The sequence below is a fragment of the Chryseobacterium sp. DZ-32 genome (genome assembly GCF_059587025.1).
Genome location: NZ_JCAIOM010000002.1, coordinates 104804 through 123216, shown reverse-complemented (window position 1 = coordinate 123216; position 18413 = coordinate 104804). Strand labels below are relative to the sequence as shown.

The following is an 18413-nucleotide window of genomic DNA, read 5'->3' as shown; positions in this document are numbered from 1 at the left end:
AGGGGTGTAACTTTTAAAGAATCCGATGGCAAAATCAAATGATATCTTGTCTATCCGGATTTTTCTTTGTACTCATGACCTGCTTTGCAGCCAATAACAGTTTAAATATTTTACCTTAAAACTTTCATTACTAAACATCCATTTATTCTCATTGGCTAAAATAAAAAAAAATGACTGACAGACAGTAAATTATCCCATAAAAGTGATTTTTTTAACAAATATTAAGTTAATAAAACAATAGTTGATAACGCTCTCAGTACAATAAAAATAATTCCCTGTTTAAAGATATAAAATTAAAAAAAATAGCTAAAAGCTCTATATTGTGATATTTACACAACATTTGGTGTCTTATTTTTAGTATTGATGATGGCTTACAACAAAATTATCTTACCGTACCGATACGTTAATTTTATTTAAAATAATAAATAGAGGATAGCCATTCAATAAATTTTATATATTTGCAAAACAAAATACTTGACAACTCAAACACTTTTCAATGATAAGCACAGAATTATTACTTTTAATAAACATCAATAAACTACAGTCCGTAATTGCCAGAAAATTTGACTCTCTGAGTGTTCATGGTCTGGGATTCAATGACTTTGTTATTCTTTATGTGCTCTATTCTTCCTCTGAGAGCAGAATGAGGAGAATAGATCTTGCTGAAAAAATAGGTCTTACGGCATCTGGAGTCACCCGGTTATTGAATCCATTGGAAAAAATCGGACTGGTATCCAGAGAAAGCAACGAAAGAGATGCCCGTGTAAGCTATGTGGTCATCACTCCTAATGGTAAAAAGATATTTGAAGAAGCTAAGCTAAGCGCAGAAAATATTACTAAAGAAATTCTTTCTTCCAAAAAAGGTAAATCTCTACGCATGGTCAATGAGCTTTTATTTGATTTGGGAGGAAATATCCAATAATGAAAAGATGAAAAATGCATTAAAAAAACAACTAAGAGAAAAAGCAAAAGACCATACAACAACAATGGGAGTTCTTGCTGTTACCAACAAATTAAATGGTAAACAATATGTTCAGGCTTCTTTACATCTGGAAGCGCTGGTGAATAAGATGAAATTTCTGCTAAACGGAGGCATGTTTACAAATCCTCAGTTACAGAAGGAATGGACAGAATCGGGAAGTGATTCTTTTACCTTTGAGTTTGCAGTTGTTGTTCCGGATCAGAACAATGAATTTATCAACTACCGAAAAGAGGTTCAAAAGGCTGAACAGTCTTATATTTCCGGACTCACTACAGGATTATATTAAAGTGATGTCAAAAAAATATCTATCTCCAACTTTTGAGGCAGGTAAACATCTGTTTACTAAAAATATAGAAGGAGCCATTATTAACCTCAATCTGATCAGATTAAAAAAAGAAGCAGATTATTCAGACTATCCGGATCTGAAGCCCAATGAAAAATCAAGCGGTTTGGATGCCTATCTTACCTATATCAGGGAAACCGAACCTTATTTAAAGGAAAGCGGCGGAGAAATTTTGTTTATTGGAAAAGGAGATCAGTTTCTGATAGGTCCTGAAAGTGAATATTGGGATCTGTGCCTCTTAATCAAACAAAAAAGTGTTAATGATTTTTTCGGTTTCGAAAAAAATGAAGCTTATATGAAAATAATGGGTCACAGAATGGCTGCAGTAGAGGATTCAAGGCTTTTACCATTGGAAGAAATAGTATTAAATACACAAAGGGATTAAATGAAAACAGTCAAAATGAATGAGGTGGAATTATGCTATGAGGTATTGGGTGAGAAAAATCCTGATACCATTGTATTAATTTCCGGATTGGGAAGTCAGATGATCCGTTGGGATCATACATTCTGTGATCTTTTGGTTGAAAAAGGATTCAGGGTTATCCGGTTTGATAACAGAGATTCGGGGAGTTCTGTTTTTAATACAAAAAGGGAAATACCTTCTGATAAAAGCATTGAAGAGATTTTTGCGATGCTCAGTAAAGAAGGGATTCCTTATTCTTTAATGAATATGGCGGATGATGTTATCGGTCTTCTTAATCATTTAAATATTGAAAAAGCTCATATTGCAGGACGTTCCATGGGAGGAATTATTGCACAGCTTTTAGGTTCCTATTATCCTGAAAGAGTTTTATCATTGACCATCATCATGTCAACATCCTTAAATCCTTCCCTTCCCAAGCCTGATCCGGAAGTGATGGCTATGATGACACAGGTGTCTGCTGATCCTGTTCTTCAGAAAGAAGAGTATATGAGAGAAAAGATCCATTTTGCAAAGAAAATATCGGGCTCGGGATATGCTTTTGATTCGAATCAGGAAAAAGCTTTGCTTGAAGAGGAACTTATACGTTCCAGAACCAAAAACGGAATCATCTGGCAGCTTTTAGCAATGGGTTCCTTTCAATATAATCCTGAAGTGCTGAAGAAAATAACTGCTCCGGCTTTAATCATTCATGGAACAGAGGATCTGATCTTTCATCCTGATTGCGGAAAAGATATTGCGGATTCTATTCCGGGTGCCAAATGGCTGCTTATTGAAGGAATGGGACATTTTATTCCGAGGGAATTATTTGATACAATCAGTGAAAGGATGGTCAGTATTATCAACAAAAAGCTCCTATATTAAAGGGAGCCTTTTACTATTCATCCTGTAAAGTTTGTATAATATGAATTGTCTTATCTTCATTATTGGCAAAATAAAGTTTCAGTTCTTCATACATAAAGTTCTTAATTTCCGTCTGCACTTTCGGAGTTCCAAGCTTCCATCTGGTTGAACCCAAAAATGTAAGTTCTCCTTGTACAGAAGCATAAAGCAAAAGGTATTTTTTAAGTCTTGCTGTAGTTATATTTAATTCTATATTTCTCTTTACGGCTTCCTCTTTCAAAAATATCTTGAATCCTTGTATAATTCCATCCAGTAAAGATCCTCCCAAAATGGTTTCTTTATAATTGGCGTACATCTTGATTTTAGGTGTAAAGATCTGGTAATCTGCAAAGGCAAATGCTACCGAATATGAATACTCTGTTTTTTTCCGAAAATTCAATGTAAAAAAATAGGAATTATATGGCAATCTCTTTTGCACTTCATCATCTATGATCTCAGCTAAACCATCTGGGTAATGAAAAATATTAATCTGCTTTTCATCTCCAGATTCATCAATACTTTTTATTTTCATATTTGAATCCAAAAATGAAAACCTTCTGAACAAATTGTTCAAAACCCGGTAACTCAATATCAGGCCCTTAAAAATATCTTTATCAGGAATGAAATCAATTGTCCATCTGCAGATTTCTTCATTATCAATATGCTGTATGTTGTCCAAAATCTTAAAATTCCCTTTTTCGGATTGTAAGACAGGTAAGTCATTAATCTCAATCGTAGAATACTCTGTCAATGCAATAATACCTGCCAATGATACATAAAACTGTCCTTGTTTATACTGATCAATAGTTTTTATGATTTCTGTATTAAAAAGTTTTTTTTCAGGACTGATCCATTTCATAACCAATCTATTATCTTTTTTCAGGATGAAAGTGATATCATAGATTTCTGCTCGAATAAAATCTTCAATAAAATAGCTTATTAATTGATTGTAGCCTAAGTGGTTCAGAAAACCTATATACATTGCAGGCCGCATTCTGATATGCTTCAGCACATTATATTCTTTAATCATATATTAAGAATCAAGATATTTAAATATATGAATTTTAAAAGTTTTATCGGGACTTTTGAAAACACCAATGCAGAATCTTTGCAATGTTTTTGGCATCGTCTACACCTCTGTGGTGGGTACCTTCTAAAGTCATACCTAATTCGCCCAAAGCTCTGTTCATTCCGACACTTTTCCTGATCGTAGGATGAATTTCACCAAATAATGTCTTCACATTGATGTGATCATCACTCATGGGATAATCTGTGTAGAATCTTCTTGCCTGGTTTTGAAGCATATTCAGATCATAGTTTCCATAGCTTGCCCATGTCAGTTCTTCGGAATCATATTCTGCCCTCAGGATATCGAAAGCATCATCCAGCATAATGCCTTCATGATCCAGCATATTTTGGGTAATTGTAGTCAATTCCGTACAGAACGGACTCACTTTTGAATACTGGGGTTTTACTAAAATTCCTTCATTTTTAGAGATCTTACCCGTTTTTGCATTCATGATGCATACTCCGATTTCAATGATCTCACTTTCCTGACCTCTTGGCGGCCGGTTATCCCAACACGTTGCTTCAAGGTCTACTATTAATATATTTTCTGTCGTTTTCACTTGTTTAAAATTTAATTGTTAAAGATTGGAAGAGGGATTCGGGAAGAGGGAAATTTGAACAGTGTCTTATTTACTTCCAGCCTCCAGCATCAGTCTTCCAGCCTATTTATCATTTACAGAATCTTACTTAAAATTCTGGCTGTATTATAAGCATCGTCTGCTCCGCTGTGATGGGTGCCTTCAAAATCCATATTCAAATAACTTAAAGCTCTTTTAAGGCCTATCTGTTTGTGCAGGTTGAAATGTCTTTTAAATTCATGCATCACATTCATGTAGTTTTCTGAAAAAGGATTGGTTATCCCGAGCCAGTCACATTGTTCTATGATCTGCTCTCCGTCGAAGTTTCCATAACCTGCCCAGGTAAGCAGTACAGAATGGTATTGATCTCTGATTATTTCACAGGCTTCTTCGAAATAGATTCCTTTTTCTTCTATCAGTTGTGGGGTAATTCCTGTCAATTGTGTACAGAATCTGTTGATCTCTGACCGCTCCGGAATGACATAGATGCTTTGTTTCTGGGAAATCGCTTTTGATGTTAAGTTTAATTTGCAAATTCCTATTTCTATAATATCGACCTGCTGCCCAATGGGAATTCTGTCGTTTTCCCAGCATGTAGCTTCCAGATCGATAATGATTATCTCATTGGTTGTTTTCATGATTTTATTCTTAGAAATTAGAAGTTAGAAGTTAGAGGTTAGAGGTTAGAATTTAGTTTGGTTTATACTTCTCATATCCTCAAGCTTCATTTTCATTGTTAATTGTTAATTCCTGGGAGCAAATGGAGGCGTCCATTTTTTTCTCTTCATTATTTCTTTAACTTCTTCGTAGGAAACCGGATAAAAATTGTGACAGTCTACCCCAACGTCAAAACTGAGTGCCATTTCATCATCCGGCAATGTTCCGTGCGAGTGACCGTATAATTGCCAGACCCCACGGTGGGAGCCATTCCAGGTACGCATGGCGTAATGGAAAAGAATGATTTTCTGTTTGCCATTATTTTGATCCGGTTCATCAATTCTCAGTTCGTGGTAATCTCTGATGGAAGCAAATCGTTTGGGATACGTTAAAGCAGCTCCTTCATGATTGCCTTTGATCAGATGGATATTACCATGTAAGCGATCTAGAATTTCTTTTGTAAAATCCGGTTTTCCTAAACTCATATCTCCTAAGTGGTATACCGTATCACCGGGCTCAATTTTCTTATTCCATCTTTTAATGAGTTCTTCATTCATATGGTCCAGAGATTCAAAAGGCCGCTCTGAAAATTTTATAATATTCTCATGACCAAAATGATGGTCTGCTGTAAAAAATATATTGGATTTCATTTTTTTAATTGTTTTTTCTTTTTTAAACCACCCCGTCAAAAATTCTATGAATTTTCGCCACCCCTCCAAATGATGGGAATTGCCACACTTTTATGAGCCCTGTTTCTCTTTAATACAATGAAGTGTTTTTGTTCTTCTGACTTTGATGGATACTTATTATACATAAAAAAGTTTCGGTAAAAAATTACCGAAACTATACTTTGAGAGTCATCAACTCTTCTTTTATAAAATCAATGACTAAAGAATTCAACTTTTTGTTGATTCTTTTCTGCTCTTCTTTTTCAATAGCCATAAAAGCTGCCGGGAAGTCTTTATCAAAGTCTTCTAAAATATCCTGCGCAAAAAGGCCAATCACTTTACCTATCATTTTAGGTTCGAATTCACCGATTTTGCTCACCACATTATTCAATCTGTTGGCAGTAGCATATTGTTGGATTTCCTCCCAGATCTCCTGAGCTTTTTCACTGAAATGAACCTGTTTCTGAACAGTTTTCGCTTGTTTTTTAACCATTTTCGCTTTTTCGACCCATTTTTCATTCTTATTTTTCAGAATGATTCTTGCACCGTTTCCAAAGTATTTGGTCCTCAAAGTTTTTACAATGGTTCCTTCACACCTATTGTTCTCTAATTCAGGTAGCCCAAGCCATGCCGGAATGTATGAATTGAAAACATTGGGGAATTTCAAAGCTTCCTCAAGACTTCCTTGAAACAAAATTTTTGCATAGAAAAATCCTGTGTCTTCAAAAATTTGATTGACTAATTCTGTATCCAAATAGGTAACTCCATTCAGTTTAATATCGAAAGCGTAAAATTCGTTGTAAGGTGCATATTCAATACCTTTCTGTACTTTCACAGCATCTTTTACGGATTCTACTTCTTTATGCTGGTAACCACCACCGAACAATTCACCGTAGATCACTACAGTTTCAACATCCGGGTGGATGGTCTTTACTTTCTGAAACACTTCTATTACATTATTTCTGTAGCGTTCCAAAACCTGATGGGCATTGAAAAATTTTTCATCTTTTTCGATGAAAGCAGTTCTCTTCGCGATTTTAATTTCCTTTCCGTCGGTAAAGAAAGAGAAATTAGCGCCGTGAACTTTTTCCTGTACGATGAAAACCTCATCCCCAAAACCCTGCATTCTGATCTGTTCGATCACGCGGGCCTGGTAAGCATTTTCTATAGCGTTATATGTTTTGAAAATCATTTTGTTTTAGTTTTTAATCGTTTCTGATTCGTTTTGCTGCATCTGGATAATATGTCTTCGAGCATGGAGTGACAGAAAATAAATATATTCATATACATTAATTTTCCCCAGGTCATTCACTGTCATTGTAGTTTTATACAAAACGCCTTCGCCATTTTTCATTACCTCAAGATAGTGTAAGCATTGAAGAAATTGTTGGCCTATTAAGCTTCGGATTTCATCTAAGCTTAATTCTCCTTTCGGCTCCATATGTTCTGGTCTTATCCATTCAAAAGCACCATATTCACCTACTTTGTCGAAATTTTCTTTATTGAAACTGTAGTTTTTTATTTCAGATTCCAGATCAAGTTCTAAAGAATTCTTCATTGCTTTTTTGGACCCTTTTTCGATAAGGATGAGCAGATAAAAATTCGTAAGATAAATGTGCTCTAAAATCTGCTGAATCGTCCAGCCTCCGTTTGAAGGCTGATGATTCAACGTTTTTTTATCTTTTTGAAACCATCCGTCTACATTATCAAATGTGAGCTTCAGATGTGCTTTTATATCTTCAATAAATCTAAAAATGTCCATTACAATTCTTTAAAGTTTTGCAGCAGGTTTAGGATATTTTCCTTTCCTACCGGATTCATGGAGTGGCAATAGAATTTCGGAAGATCCAGATAATGATCCATACAATATTCTACCAGCCATTTGGCGCAGTCGTATCCTGTTTTCTCAACAAATTCCTGAGAATTCTGTTTCAAATAGTGTTCGTCTGCAAGATCATGGTCAAAAGATATCATTTCCGGGAGTCCTTTTTCCAAGATCCTGTTGACAAACTGTTCGTAATTCCGAACAATGTGCCAGTCGCTTCTGAGGAAAATATCCTGTTGGGTATAATGATAAGCCTCGATCGGATATCTTATATCATCCAGAAATAATAATCTTTTTGTTTTTTCCATTGTTAATTTTTATAAATTCTTTAAACTTCCAGCTCCCAACATCCCTCTTCCATCTTTCTTACACCATCATATCAGCACAATTGGAACTTGCGAAAGCGTAAGGCTTTGCTTTAAACACATATCCCATTCCCAGAATATATCCCATAGCATCTTTTAATGCTACATTGGATTTAAAATCCGGGTCTGTATTAATGTCTGCGTGTACCTCCATTTCCACACCATAAGCATCCAGCACAGAACAGATCGCGTATGCAATTTCAACGGATTTGTTGACTTCATTCAGCATTCGCTCCTTGATACTGATACTCTGTATTTCTCTTTCTTTTCTGATAAAGGTAAACGCTCCTTTTCCCTCACGAATAAACACTACTGCCGTAGCATAGTTGATGGCATCTCCGTATACATGAGAGTCTGATCCCACACATACTTTCAAACGGTGTCCGTTGGCCTGTTCGCGAATGATGGCTTCTTCTACCAGCTGTGTGATAGAGTGCTGGAAAATTTTTCCACTCATATTCTGCCATGTTTGTTGTTGCGTTTCCATTTTTTCTACATGTTTTAAATTTTGTTTTAAATTAATTTGTGAATTGTGAATCGTCAATTAGTTTTCACTGTCAATATTTTTAAATTCATTTGCAAAGCAAAATTCACTATTAACTATTCACTTTGCACTCCGAACCGGACTTGAACCGATACCATCAGTTTTGGAGACTGAGATGCTATCATTACACCATCAGAGTAAATTGTTGATTCATTAGGACTCGAACCTAAACTCCAAGAATCAAAATCTCGTGTGCTGCCATTACACTATGAATCAATTTTATAATTGATAAATGTTGATTGATAATTGATGAAGTGCTCAGCAATCATTGATCATTAATCTCTTATCATTTATGTTTTTGTACGGGAAGAGGGATTCGAACCCTCAAAAGCTTGATCCTAAATCAAGAGTGTCTGCCATTCCACCATTCCCGCAGGTTTTTATAAGTAATGAGTAATATTTTCTATTTTTATTATTACTCATTGCTCATTACTTATTATTCATATCCTGTACCTCTCCCCAGATTCGAACTGGGACTTTACGGGGTTTAAAGCCGTTTTCTCTGCCAATTGGAATAGAGAGGCGTTATTTTTATGAGTAATGAGTAATTGGTAATACTTTCTATTTTCATTATTACTCATTGCTCATTACTTATTACTCATATTATGTCTAGGTTTGAGAAAGCTCTGTCTGTTTATAAATTATGCCTGCTAGTATTTGTAAAGATCTTCTGCTCTCGACAAACCTTTCTCATTTCCTAATGTATTTTGTTTAAAAAAGTAAAAGGCTGTCTGTTTTTATTGACTAAAGATCTTCTGCGCTCGACAGTCCTTTTTTCTCTTTTCTTCTTTTTTGTGTGAATGATAACTGGCCAATTTTTAAAAACAATCTGAACTTTCATGGTATTAAATCAATTCAATATTGACCAGTTATTCACATCCAGTACTCTATAAGGGAATCGAACCCTTGTTTTCTGCTCGAAAGGCAGGCGTCCTCACCGTTAGACGAATAGAGCGTTAATCCACAAACCAGGAATCGAACCTGGACAACAAGAGTACATTTCCTGCATGCTGCCATTACATTATCTGTGGTTGGTGGAAGTAGTAGGATTCGAACCTACTCAGCAATGAAGCAACAGATTTACAGTCTGCCCCGACTCTCCAACTTCGGCGTACTTCCCTGTTTTATGAGCAATTAGTAATTCATAAGTAATTCCTCATTTTTCCTTTTTGAAAAGAAAAGGTCTGTCTTTATATTGAATGTTTGGTTAAAGATCTTCTGCGCTCGACAGCCTTTTTCTTTTATTAATAAAGGATATTCTTTGTTATAGATGATAAAAGATCATTGATAAATGATTCTTTATATCTCCTATAATTTTTACATTGAGATGGCTATGGGATTCAAACCCACTCAGTTGACACAACGGTTTTGCAGACCGCCCCGACTCTTCTACTTCGGCGAACCATCAGATTAAAAAATAAAGTCTGTCTTCATTTATTTGATAAAGAACTTCTGCGCCTGACAAACTTTATTTTACCTAAAAATTTATAAATGATATTCTTTAACTTTTAATTCATCCGGAGAGAAGAAAAGCCTGTCTGTATTTTTCGTGTTTGGCGTAAAGATCTTCTGCTCTCGACAAACTTTTACTTTTTCTCCTGAAACAATTAACAATTAGTTACTGTAATTCCGGAAGGACTCGAACCTTCAACCTCCGGTGTATCAGACCGACACTCTAACCACTTGAGCTACGAAATCATTTGTATTCCATAAGGGGATCGAACCCTTGTCGTCCGGTAGAAAGCCGGATGCACTTGCCACTATGCTAATGGAACAAATTGTCTGGAAAGCAAGATTCGAACTTGCGACCTCCCGCGTCCAAGACGGGTAAACAACCACCGTTATCTTTCCAGCTTTGGGGTTCACTTCTGTTTCTTTTCCGGGAGACAGCCGGATAGGAAATTTTCCATGAACCTTTTGTGATTCCGAGAGGACTCGAACCTCTAACCCTGGGTTTAGAAAACCCATGCTCTGTCCAGTTGAGCTACGGAACCATTTTTGTAACCCCAGAAAGATTTGAACTTTCAACCCCCGGTTTAAAAGACCGGTGCTCTAACCATTTGAGCTATGAGATTGTTTTAAAGTCGTGAATAGTCAATAATCAATTCGCTTCGCTTGTCAATTTTAAAATTCACATTCTTTGTAATCTCAGAAGGACTCGAACCTTCAACCTTCGGTGCCGTAAACCGACGCTCTATCCAATTGAGCCATGAGATTTTCTCCTTTGGGTATCTCCGGGGATCGAACCCTGTTCTCCGGTTCCACAGACCGGCGCTTTACCAAATAAGCTAAAGAAACCATAAAAAAAGCGCCTCTTTTCGGGAGGCGCTTCATATATTTAAACGTAAGAGATCATTAGCTGACCCACGTATATAAGCACCTTTTATCCACAATTCCACTATCAAGAATACATGCAACACCTGTCGGTTCCTGTCCGAATAGTCTTGAATATTGATTGAATATGTTGTGTAACTGTTTCATTTTATTTTTGTTTGTTTCTAAATTATTTTTAACTGAATCCTGAAAACCTGTTGCTTTCAATTTTCGGTTGCAAAGTAAATATGAATTTTTGGAATCCGCAAATAAATTTTCAAATTAAAATACTGATAATCAATTTATTACGTATTGTTTTTAGCATAGAGAATTTCTGTCCGCAATATTTTGCAGATATCTTAATTACCTAAATGACTGTCTCTCACCGGGTTGCTTATCACTCTATTTTATCGTATTAAAGTTTCATTGTTAATTAAAAATTTTACATGTTTATGGTTATTTTTTTTCATTCTAAATAATTTCTGACCTAAAAAACAAAAAACGCCTCGGTTTTCCGAGGCGTTTCTGTTGTATTTTGATTAATTTTTTACGGGTTTACAGTAAATAATTTCCAAAGTCAGCACATTTCGCCTCATTCCATATCACCTCATCATATCCGAATAATCCTTTGTTAGAAGGACTTTCGCATAGTTCTGCATTGATATGTGCTCTTTGTATTGTCATAATTTTCTGGTGCAAAGATAAATCTTTTTTAATATTATTTTATAATATTCACAACTTTGGGAAAGTTTTAGATACGCAAAGGGGTGTAAAGGAATCAATTAAAATTGATTTGATAAAGCTGAATTTTTCTTTAATTTTTAAATTCCTGAATCTTTAAAATTTAATTCCTGAACATTTTATTTCTTGCTGTTTTGAATCTCGAAATATCCTTTAGAATCACGTCATCACCGGGATTAAAATATTTCAGTTCATTGACAATTTCTGAGCGGGTATCTACTTTTTCCGCGATGATTTCATAGGCTATATTTCTGATTGCGGCCTGTAATTCCGGATCTTTCTTGAATTCATACTTCATGGCTTCCAGGTAAGTGATCTTTTTATGACCCGGAGTTTTCTCATACAAATTCTTTATTTCTGATTCCAGCTTTTTAACATCAAAAATATTGGCAAAATAGTTATTCAGACAGTTGAAGGCATCTTTATCCTCTTCCCAACCCTTCAATAATATTTTCTGCGCTTCCTCCGGCTTTTCCATTTTCTTACGGTATACCAAAGAAGCTTTCACCATCTGACTATTTCCTGTATAATCATCTGCAACGATCTGATAATAATAATGGGCATTTTTAAGATCATTTATTTCTTTGTAAAGATCGCCCACTTTTTCTTTCTGCTCCATTTCTTTATAAAGCTCAATAGCTTTTTTATGCTGTTTTGCTTTTTCATAGCAAACCGCAGCATCGGATTTATTATTCAGTTTTTTAAGATATACTACCGCTGCTTCATTATAAAGCCCTCCATTTTCAAGTGTTTTTGCACCTCTGTAATTATCCTGCAGCAGGTTCATATAGACTCTTGCTGCCTTTTTGTAATCTTTTTCGGCAATGTATTTTTCGGCAAGCTCCTCATATTTACTGCGAATCCTGTCGAAAAGTGAATTTTCCAGATAGAAACTGCCGCTTCTGCTTCCTTTTCTTCCTGCGGAATTTCTGTTGTTCTGCTCTTTATCTTTTAAAGAAGTGATCACCAGAAGAATGATGAAAGCAACCACCAGGAAAATGGCTAATGTACCCATCACACTCCAGAAGCTTTCATGGAATAACTGGGCAACAATTCCGACAACCTTAAACATCGCCAGCAGCACGAATGCTGCCATGAATTTGTCTATAAATTTCTGTCTATTCATAATCATCGGATTTTAAAATGGTTTTATCTTCCCTGAAAAGACGATAAAGGAGCAACAGCACACAAATTACCAGAACCCACACAAACCAGTTGTATCCAAACATCTTGACCAGCGGATAAAATAAGTACACAAGCATGGCTAAAAGGATAGCAATTAAAATAACCTTCACCCAGACAGGGACATTATCACCACCCACATTCAAAGATTTATTTTTAAACAGGAAAGAATACAATCCTACTCCCGCAATCATCAGAATCACCATATACAGGATGTCCGAGACAGGAGCCTTTTTTTCCAATGGTGTACCTTCCGTACCTATTGCCTTTACTTTAGCTTTGTCAATGGACGCCGAAGACGGATCCATCATATCTAACGTCCCGTAAAGTTTCCCTAATGAATCAGCCATTAACGCCTTTCTCTTTTTCAGAAGATATTTTACAACATCACCATTCACAGGCTTTCCTTTGGTGTATTGCTTTAAAGAATCTGAAATTTTACGTTTCAGGTTTTCTGTTTTCTGTTCTAAGTGTTTTGTAATTTTTTTGGTGTAAATGATTTTAAGAGAATCTCTGCTCTGTTTTTCTTTATTGACAAGCTTTTCAATATCCTTTCCTATTTCGCCGACCTCTCTGCCGCCAGCTTTTTTATAATTCTCCTTGTCTTTTTTTGTTTTGGATTCTATGATTCCGGCGTGAATAAGTTCCTGGGATAATCCTTTTCTCTCCCGATGATACATAGAATCTATCTTCAGATCAATCTCAGAGGTTCCGGACTGGAAAGCGATCATATCTGAAGGAGCTCTTACCGCATTGTTTTCAATAGTTCCTGATGAAGGACCTGTTTCTTCCTGTACTGAATCACTTTTATCAGAGGGCAAGGCAACCCTTAACACGATCGCTGCAATAATGAGTGCCCAGAATACCCTGCGGAAATTTTTTGTTCCTGCACTTTCATTTTTTCCATTGGCGCCCCGACCAAATAATACTTCCAGCCATGTAAATTTAGCAAAACCATCTCCCCGGGAAGTTCCCATAACATCAAGAGAAACGCCTAGTTCTACTGCGCGTTCGGGATACTTTTCAATATACTGTAAATATTTTTCTATTTCTTTTTTGTTCCCTGCCATTACTTTTTTAAGGTCAAACGGCAGATTGTTCATCCATTCTTCTTCGGTTTGTTTGGGCTGTAATGTTTCCATAACCTGTTCATCATCCACTTCAACCGTATAGCTTTCTATTTTTTGAGGAATTGAAACACCATTCAATGGTTTTCTAATGGTTTCTTTGATCATTTCCGGTTGTTGAATCAGAGAAAGCCAGTCAATTTCTTCAGACAGTTTTACCAGTCCGAATTCAGGATGCATAATCAGAAACCGGGAATCAAGCTGAGCCCAGTCTTCGGTGTTTATTTTAGGATAAAAGATGGTATTTTCCGGGAGGAAAAGTCTGTCGTCCACACTTTGAAAGTACGCGTTTCTGCCTATTTCCTGTGGAGCATGATCTTTAAAAACAAGAAAACACCCATACAGCACATTGGGACGATCAGCCGGAATCGCAAAAGACTGTACCTGATTTAAATGAATTCCCAGCGTTTCCATTTCCTGAAGCCACACCACAGGCGAAGAGCCTCTGATCAAAAGTCCTTTTTTAGGATAGCTGTTTTTCGGGAAAGGTTTTATTCTAAGCTCCATAATCCACAATCTGTTCTATAAACGGTTTTAAAAACCTGTCACACATATCATCCATTGTTCTTACTTTCAACAGGGCATGTTCCGGAAGATAATATTCTGATCCTCCAAATTCTGTATAGGTAGCCAGCGAGAGAAATCCTCCCAATGTAGAAGGAATGAAGAATTCTTCAATACTCTTGTTACTGCTTCGGAAAGTCAGCATTCCCCGTGAATCGGTAATAATTTCGCTTCCATCAGGAAATGTAAATTTATTTTTATTCTGCTCTGCAAAGATTCTGATGTCATATTTATTTTTGGAAAAGTTCAGTGTATTTTCAGAAGCACTGTATAATTCATTTCCGGAAACGACCAGATTTTCATGCTGATTAATTCCGATTTTATTGAAATTATTGATGATCTTCAATCCGCTTCCTTTAAGCTTGGCGACTTCGGCTTCGGCTTTTATATTATTTTTTTCAAATTCTTTCTCCTTTCCGGTAATAGGTTCTACGGAAATATTTCCATCAATATTAATTTTGTAATGGGTAACATTATCAGGATGATGGAGATAAAAATTCCGTCCGAAATAAATCAGCTGAAAATATTCCGGAATATTCAGTCCTGTAAGGTTTTGGTCGGAATACTCTCCTGTATTAAGATTTAGCTTTGAAATCAGTTTCTGATCAGACTGATACTGACATAAAATAAAGTGCTGCTGCCTGTTTTTTGACAAGGCAAACTGTCCTTTGGGTTTTATGGAAATTTTATCAAACAACACTTCACAGCCATGATGGGTTTTATAATAATCATAGGAATGTCTGTCATAATAGTTATCGGAAAGATAAGTCTTCAGCAATTGTTTTTTTGAACTCAGAATGAAAAACTCTCCATCATACAGAAACTTAGCAATTTTATTAACAGGTGTAGGGAACAAGATCGGATAGTTTTGCGGAAGATCTGTTTTCTTTCCGTTAAAGTTTTGAACGGATTGTTTTTGCTGTGGCGGATTGGCCCACAGTTCCTGCAATGGAAGTTTTATTTTCTGGATATGCTTTCTTGCTCCTTTGTGATGTTTGTAAAAATTGATTTCACCATCCGAGGCTGTCGTTACCAAAAACTTCAGCTGGTCCCTGTTCTGATGTACAACCCGCTGAATCTTCTCATCAGCCATGTTATCCTGATGCGTAATGAAGAAAACTTCAATATCCTTTTCTGAGTGGTTTTCATTAAAAAACTTCTCCAGTGCTTCTGAAACTTCCAGAACAGCACTTACCTGATTGAGGTTTTCCACTACTTCTTCCACTTTGTTCAGCGCAATGGGAGTAGCTGCCTGTCCTAAAGCGAAGATTTTACATTCAGAATGGGCTTTTGGGTGTTTGATAACCGCTATTGCCGAGGCATACGCCAATACTTTTGGAGTTCCCCAGTTTCTGAGAGAAGTGTCAATAAGGATAATTCTTTCAAAAATATTTTCTTCAGGCGGAATTTCTCTTTGCATATACAATGCCTCGTTATTCGCAACACGATTCATAAAGACATCATCTTCGTTGGCAAATTCGGAAAGAAGCATCCGGTGGAAATCACCTTTGTTGGTCATATCAGAAATTCCTCCGATAGGCTGTTCACCGGGAGAAAGATGGCGCATGGGAATTTTCAGCCCGCTCCATATTCTTTTGATCAGGCTTCCTATCTGAAAAGTCTTTGGTTCATCAGTTAATTCTTTGATAAAATCTTTATCCGTATCTGCTGTTGTCTCTTCTTGTACTACCTCATCATCCAGTTCCGGCTCATCAACCAAGCCTTTCATGGCATCAATGACAGACTGTACTGTAGGAAATTTTTCATTCAGATTCAAAGCACTCAGATCTTTGTTTAAAGCTATTGAACCTTCGTCTTGTTTTTCCGCACTGATCGCTAGTTCCTGAGGTCGTTTATAATAGATCTTTAAATAAATATCCGCATGAAGAGAGGCCACCCTGTTATGGCTATTGCTGAACAAAGTCTGGAGCAATACAATTCTGTTCTGTTTCTCTTTATAAACTTTGGGAAGTGATTTTATTTTTTCAAGGAATTCAATTTGCTTTTCCGCGTTGAACTCAAAATCTTCACCGCTATAAAACTCAGCTGTACGTCTTAACGGGCCAGCAAAGTCCGTATATCCATCCTGCATCGCATACAAAACCATAAGCAATGCCCCGAACGGAGGCCATCCCTGCGGCTGAAGCTCTTTCAGGATCTCCATTAGATAAGGCCTGTATGCAATGGCTCCTACTCCGGGAATGGAGAGGAGATTGTTTTCATGATAACCGGAATCACCGGGAACATCTTCATCTGTTTTCCATTCCCAGAAGTAATTTTCACAGGACTGGAAATAGGTCTTTAATTGCATTCTCTTGATTTTTCAGTAAGACGGAATGAGCTTAGGGACAACTGACGGAAATCTGTATCCTGTATGAAGAGATCATTTCCATCTTCATCCCACAGCAGCCATCCCTCCTGTTCTTCATTATATTTATGCTGTAACAGCGTACTCAAATTTTTAAATTCAAAATCCAGACCTGCAGGCAGTAAATGTCTGTCCTTTGTCCAGTATGTCTTTCCGGGAAAGCTCAATAATGGGGTTCCCATAAACAGGACTTTATCGCCCAGAACTGTCCATTTTATTTTTTCAAGCTTAAACTTCGGTAATGCAGCGATACTGTTTCTAATATCGGCAATATTACTCAGCAGAGCGATAACCGACTGTTCTTCATTGCTTTCTTTTAAGTTCACCTTAACCTGTTCGTGAATTCCAAAATAGTTTTGGTTTGAAGGTGGAAAACTAAGCTGCAATGCTTTGTCTATGGGAATCCAGAGCAAAGCTGTCCGCATTTTTTTGCTTGGAACCAAAGCATCTTTTCTGAATAAAAGCCCATCACGAAGTTCATACAGAATAAAGTCCGGCAATTGTTGTATTTCCGGAGCTGCCGCCTGTTCCTCGGTAAAGCCTTTCAGCCAGACCGTATCTCCATCCATGGCAATCAGAATATTTTTCCAGTCTCTGATCGAGCCCAGAAAATCTTCATCTGCCCGGGGAATTTCTGCCCGGAATTCTTTTAAACGCTTTGAAGAATCTTCTGCCATAAGCTTTCAATTTCCTGCTGAATATATTGTTTCTGTTCCGGATTTCTGATCCAGTCGCAACGGGTCTGCAGATATCTCAGTTTATCTTTAATCACATTTTGCTCTTCAAAGCTCAGCATTCCGCCATCCCATTTCTCCACCAGAATTTTTACGTCTTTCATGACTTCTTCAGCGTTGGGAGTTTTGTTCTGCATAGCCTGAGGATGAGAATCCGGATGATTATCTTTCTCAATCGTCCTGTTGATAATTCCCTCCAGAATTTCAATCTGTTCTTCTGTATCCCAGATATGTTTCAAAACCCATAGATCGGAAAGTACAGCTTCTTTTCTTCCGCAGATCAGTGCACTTGCAGCAATCAGATTCTGAAGTTTCACCGCTCTACGGTCGGAAATGGCAATACCTGTATTTCTAAGGTTCATAATGGTATTCAGATAGACTTCATAGATGGGTTTCAGATCTATTGTTTTGCACAGCTTCTGAAGTTGTCCGATCTCATCAGCATGAATTTCCGGAATTTCCGTTTCTTCTTCATTTTCCAGCTTTCTCCCTGCCAGAAGAACTTGCTGCAAAAGTTCAGGATTCACATAGTCTACACTGATTCTTACCAGAAAACGGTCAAATAATGCATTCAATGCTTCATCTTCCGGAAGAACGTTACTTGCTCCCACAAACATCAGTGCAGGTAAGTGCTTTGTTTCTTTTCCTCTTTTAAAAATCTTCTCATTGAGTGCCATCAAAAGGGAGTTCAGAATAGCAGAATTGGCATTGAAGATCTCATCCAGGAAAACCATGGAAGCCTCGGGCATCATTCCTTCCGTATTGGTAAGAAGTTCCCCTTCTTTCAGTTTTCTGATATCAAAAGGTCCGAAAATCTCGTTGGGTTCTGTAAAACGGGTTAATAAATATTCAAAGTTTTTCCCGTCTTTCACGGTTTTTGCCAGGGTTCTGACAATGGCTGATTTTGCAGTACCCGGAGGACCGTATAAAAAGGCATTTTCTCTTGCTAAAAGGCAGATCCCCAACAGATCTACGACATCATTTTTGCCTACAAAAGTTTCTTTTACGTAGTTTAGAACTGTATTAAGCTGATTTATATTCTGGTTCATTG

At 36.8% G+C, this 18413-nt stretch carries 19 protein-coding genes and 14 tRNA genes; 4 read left to right on the top strand and 29 right to left on the bottom strand.

From position 1 onward, the window contains the following. Positions 1-496 precede the first annotated feature (496 nt). The 4 genes from AC59HC_RS02615 to AC59HC_RS02600 are packed head-to-tail and all read left to right on the top strand — an operon-like array spanning position 497 to position 2610. Positions 497-922 (top strand): MarR family winged helix-turn-helix transcriptional regulator, encoded by a 426-nt coding sequence (locus AC59HC_RS02615; protein WP_496557951.1) that lies wholly within the window; start codon positions 497-499, stop codon positions 920-922. Between the two features lie 7 nt (positions 923-929). Then, positions 930-1268 carry a GIY-YIG nuclease family protein gene (locus tag AC59HC_RS02610; protein WP_202843589.1) on the top strand — a complete coding sequence of 113 codons (339 nt, stop codon included), beginning with the start codon at positions 930-932 and terminating at the stop codon, positions 1266-1268. Between the two features lie 4 nt (positions 1269-1272). Further along, a complete protein-coding gene (locus AC59HC_RS02605; RefSeq protein WP_202843591.1) occupies positions 1273-1710 on the top strand; it encodes a DUF1330 domain-containing protein in 438 nt (145 codons plus the stop codon). After that, positions 1711-2610: an alpha/beta fold hydrolase gene (locus AC59HC_RS02600; RefSeq protein WP_496557950.1), complete on the top strand. Its 900-nt coding sequence runs from the start codon at positions 1711-1713 to the stop codon at positions 2608-2610. Between the two features lie 13 nt (positions 2611-2623). Here the strand turns inward: AC59HC_RS02600 and AC59HC_RS02595 are convergent, their stop codons facing one another. From AC59HC_RS02595 to AC59HC_RS02455, 29 genes are all read right to left on the bottom strand, one after another. Next, positions 2624-3658 (bottom strand): hypothetical protein, encoded by a 1035-nt coding sequence (locus AC59HC_RS02595; RefSeq protein ID WP_496557949.1) that lies wholly within the window; start codon positions 3656-3658, stop codon positions 2624-2626. Between the two features lie 43 nt (positions 3659-3701). Then, positions 3702-4256: an exonuclease domain-containing protein gene (locus tag AC59HC_RS02590; protein WP_495288925.1), complete on the bottom strand. Its 555-nt coding sequence runs from the start codon at positions 4254-4256 to the stop codon at positions 3702-3704. A gap of 113 nt (positions 4257-4369) precedes the next feature. After that, positions 4370-4912 (bottom strand): 3'-5' exonuclease, encoded by a 543-nt coding sequence (locus tag AC59HC_RS02585; RefSeq protein ID WP_343641736.1) that lies wholly within the window; start codon positions 4910-4912, stop codon positions 4370-4372. A 105-nt stretch (positions 4913-5017) separates the two neighbouring features. Further along, entirely contained in the window at positions 5018-5581 is a 564-nt protein-coding gene (locus tag AC59HC_RS02580; RefSeq protein ID WP_496557948.1) for a metallophosphoesterase family protein, read from the bottom strand. 193 nt (positions 5582-5774) lie between these two features. Beyond that, on the bottom strand, positions 5775-6791 hold the full coding sequence (locus AC59HC_RS02575; RefSeq protein ID WP_496557947.1) for an RNA ligase, Rnl2 family: 1017 nt from the start codon (positions 6789-6791) through the stop codon (positions 5775-5777). Between the two features lie 6 nt (positions 6792-6797). After that, a complete protein-coding gene (locus AC59HC_RS02570; RefSeq protein WP_496557946.1) occupies positions 6798-7361 on the bottom strand; it encodes a DinB family protein in 564 nt (187 codons plus the stop codon). Continuing rightward, positions 7361-7732: a cyclic-phosphate processing receiver domain-containing protein gene (locus tag AC59HC_RS02565; RefSeq protein WP_120233401.1), complete on the bottom strand. Its 372-nt coding sequence runs from the start codon at positions 7730-7732 to the stop codon at positions 7361-7363. Before AC59HC_RS02565 ends, AC59HC_RS02570 begins: the two co-directional genes overlap by 1 nt. A gap of 58 nt (positions 7733-7790) precedes the next feature. Then, positions 7791-8276, bottom strand: a complete 486-nt coding sequence (locus tag AC59HC_RS02560; protein ID WP_062675669.1) for a ribonuclease H-like YkuK family protein — start codon at positions 8274-8276, stop codon at positions 7791-7793. A 125-nt stretch (positions 8277-8401) separates the two neighbouring features. Further along, a tRNA-Trp gene (locus AC59HC_RS02555) sits at positions 8402-8472 on the bottom strand. A 6-nt stretch (positions 8473-8478) separates the two neighbouring features. Then, a tRNA-Gln gene (locus tag AC59HC_RS02550) sits at positions 8479-8549 on the bottom strand. Positions 8550-8634: 85 nt separating this feature from the next. After that, positions 8635-8707, bottom strand: a tRNA-Leu gene (locus AC59HC_RS02545). Positions 8708-8783: 76 nt separating this feature from the next. Beyond that, positions 8784-8857, bottom strand: a tRNA-Leu gene (locus AC59HC_RS02540). A gap of 359 nt (positions 8858-9216) precedes the next feature. Then, positions 9217-9288 (bottom strand) — tRNA-Glu (locus tag AC59HC_RS02535). 77 nt (positions 9289-9365) lie between these two features. Then, positions 9366-9452 (bottom strand) — tRNA-Tyr (locus AC59HC_RS02530). Positions 9453-9658: 206 nt separating this feature from the next. Beyond that, positions 9659-9740, bottom strand: a tRNA-Cys gene (locus AC59HC_RS02525). Between the two features lie 217 nt (positions 9741-9957). Continuing rightward, a tRNA-Ile gene (locus AC59HC_RS02520) sits at positions 9958-10031 on the bottom strand. Positions 10032-10036: 5 nt separating this feature from the next. Beyond that, positions 10037-10108 (bottom strand) — tRNA-Glu (locus AC59HC_RS02515). Positions 10109-10114: 6 nt separating this feature from the next. Then, a tRNA-Pro gene (locus tag AC59HC_RS02510) sits at positions 10115-10186 on the bottom strand. Positions 10187-10253: 67 nt separating this feature from the next. Then, a tRNA-Arg gene (locus AC59HC_RS02505) sits at positions 10254-10327 on the bottom strand. 7 nt (positions 10328-10334) lie between these two features. Continuing rightward, a tRNA-Lys gene (locus AC59HC_RS02500) sits at positions 10335-10408 on the bottom strand. Positions 10409-10476: 68 nt separating this feature from the next. Then, positions 10477-10550, bottom strand: a tRNA-Arg gene (locus tag AC59HC_RS02495). Positions 10551-10558: 8 nt separating this feature from the next. Then, positions 10559-10626, bottom strand: a tRNA-His gene (locus AC59HC_RS02490). Positions 10627-10688: 62 nt separating this feature from the next. Further along, positions 10689-10814, bottom strand: coding sequence for a hypothetical protein (locus AC59HC_RS02485; protein ID WP_343643233.1), 126 nt, complete (start codon positions 10812-10814; stop codon positions 10689-10691). A gap of 387 nt (positions 10815-11201) precedes the next feature. Beyond that, complete coding sequence (locus tag AC59HC_RS02480) at positions 11202-11330, bottom strand: penicillin-binding protein (protein ID WP_120233400.1); 129 nt, start codon at positions 11328-11330, stop codon at positions 11202-11204. Between the two features lie 160 nt (positions 11331-11490). Beyond that, positions 11491-12513, bottom strand: coding sequence for a soluble NSF attachment family protein (locus AC59HC_RS02475; protein WP_343643234.1), 1023 nt, complete (start codon positions 12511-12513; stop codon positions 11491-11493). Then, complete coding sequence (locus AC59HC_RS02470; RefSeq protein ID WP_343643235.1) at positions 12506-14203, bottom strand: APC family permease; 1698 nt, start codon at positions 14201-14203, stop codon at positions 12506-12508. The genes AC59HC_RS02475 and AC59HC_RS02470 overlap by 8 nt, the downstream gene beginning before the upstream one ends. Next, entirely contained in the window at positions 14193-16571 is a 2379-nt protein-coding gene (locus AC59HC_RS02465) for a hypothetical protein (protein ID WP_496557945.1), read from the bottom strand. The genes AC59HC_RS02470 and AC59HC_RS02465 overlap by 11 nt, the downstream gene beginning before the upstream one ends. Further along, a complete protein-coding gene (locus AC59HC_RS02460) occupies positions 16562-17305 on the bottom strand; it encodes a hypothetical protein (protein ID WP_496557944.1) in 744 nt (247 codons plus the stop codon). Before AC59HC_RS02460 ends, AC59HC_RS02465 begins: the two co-directional genes overlap by 10 nt. Next, positions 17278-18411 carry an AAA family ATPase gene (locus AC59HC_RS02455; RefSeq protein ID WP_496557943.1) on the bottom strand — a complete coding sequence of 378 codons (1134 nt, stop codon included), beginning with the start codon at positions 18409-18411 and terminating at the stop codon, positions 17278-17280. The genes AC59HC_RS02460 and AC59HC_RS02455 overlap by 28 nt, the downstream gene beginning before the upstream one ends. Positions 18412-18413 lie beyond the last annotated feature (2 nt).

What these genes read in the sequence shown, in the direction of transcription:
- AC59HC_RS02615 (WP_496557951.1), top strand. Translation starts at nt 497, where the DNA reads ATGATAAGCACAGAATTATTACTTTTAATAAACATCAATAAACTACAG.
- AC59HC_RS02610 (WP_202843589.1), top strand. Translation starts at nt 930, where the DNA reads ATGAAAAATGCATTAAAAAAACAACTAAGAGAAAAAGCAAAAGACCAT.
- AC59HC_RS02605 (WP_202843591.1), top strand. Translation starts at nt 1,273, where the DNA reads ATGTCAAAAAAATATCTATCTCCAACTTTTGAGGCAGGTAAACATCTG.
- AC59HC_RS02600 (WP_496557950.1), top strand. Translation starts at nt 1,711, where the DNA reads ATGAAAACAGTCAAAATGAATGAGGTGGAATTATGCTATGAGGTATTG.
- AC59HC_RS02595 (WP_496557949.1), bottom strand. Translation starts at nt 3,658, where the DNA reads ATGATTAAAGAATATAATGTGCTGAAGCATATCAGAATGCGGCCTGCA.
- AC59HC_RS02585 (WP_343641736.1), bottom strand. Translation starts at nt 4,912, where the DNA reads ATGAAAACAACCAATGAGATAATCATTATCGATCTGGAAGCTACATGC.
- AC59HC_RS02580 (WP_496557948.1), bottom strand. Translation starts at nt 5,581, where the DNA reads ATGAAATCCAATATATTTTTTACAGCAGACCATCATTTTGGTCATGAG.
- AC59HC_RS02575 (WP_496557947.1), bottom strand. Translation starts at nt 6,791, where the DNA reads ATGATTTTCAAAACATATAACGCTATAGAAAATGCTTACCAGGCCCGC.
- AC59HC_RS02570 (WP_496557946.1), bottom strand. Translation starts at nt 7,361, where the DNA reads ATGGACATTTTTAGATTTATTGAAGATATAAAAGCACATCTGAAGCTC.
- AC59HC_RS02565 (WP_120233401.1), bottom strand. Translation starts at nt 7,732, where the DNA reads ATGGAAAAAACAAAAAGATTATTATTTCTGGATGATATAAGATATCCG.
- AC59HC_RS02560 (WP_062675669.1), bottom strand. Translation starts at nt 8,276, where the DNA reads ATGGAAACGCAACAACAAACATGGCAGAATATGAGTGGAAAAATTTTC.
- AC59HC_RS02485 (WP_343643233.1), bottom strand. Translation starts at nt 10,814, where the DNA reads ATGAAACAGTTACACAACATATTCAATCAATATTCAAGACTATTCGGA.
- AC59HC_RS02480 (WP_120233400.1), bottom strand. Translation starts at nt 11,330, where the DNA reads ATGACAATACAAAGAGCACATATCAATGCAGAACTATGCGAAAGTCCT.
- AC59HC_RS02475 (WP_343643234.1), bottom strand. Translation starts at nt 12,513, where the DNA reads ATGAATAGACAGAAATTTATAGACAAATTCATGGCAGCATTCGTGCTG.
- AC59HC_RS02470 (WP_343643235.1), bottom strand. Translation starts at nt 14,203, where the DNA reads ATGGAGCTTAGAATAAAACCTTTCCCGAAAAACAGCTATCCTAAAAAA.
- AC59HC_RS02465 (WP_496557945.1), bottom strand. Translation starts at nt 16,571, where the DNA reads ATGCAATTAAAGACCTATTTCCAGTCCTGTGAAAATTACTTCTGGGAA.
- AC59HC_RS02460 (WP_496557944.1), bottom strand. Translation starts at nt 17,305, where the DNA reads ATGGCAGAAGATTCTTCAAAGCGTTTAAAAGAATTCCGGGCAGAAATT.
- AC59HC_RS02455 (WP_496557943.1), bottom strand. Translation starts at nt 18,411, where the DNA reads ATGAACCAGAATATAAATCAGCTTAATACAGTTCTAAACTACGTAAAA.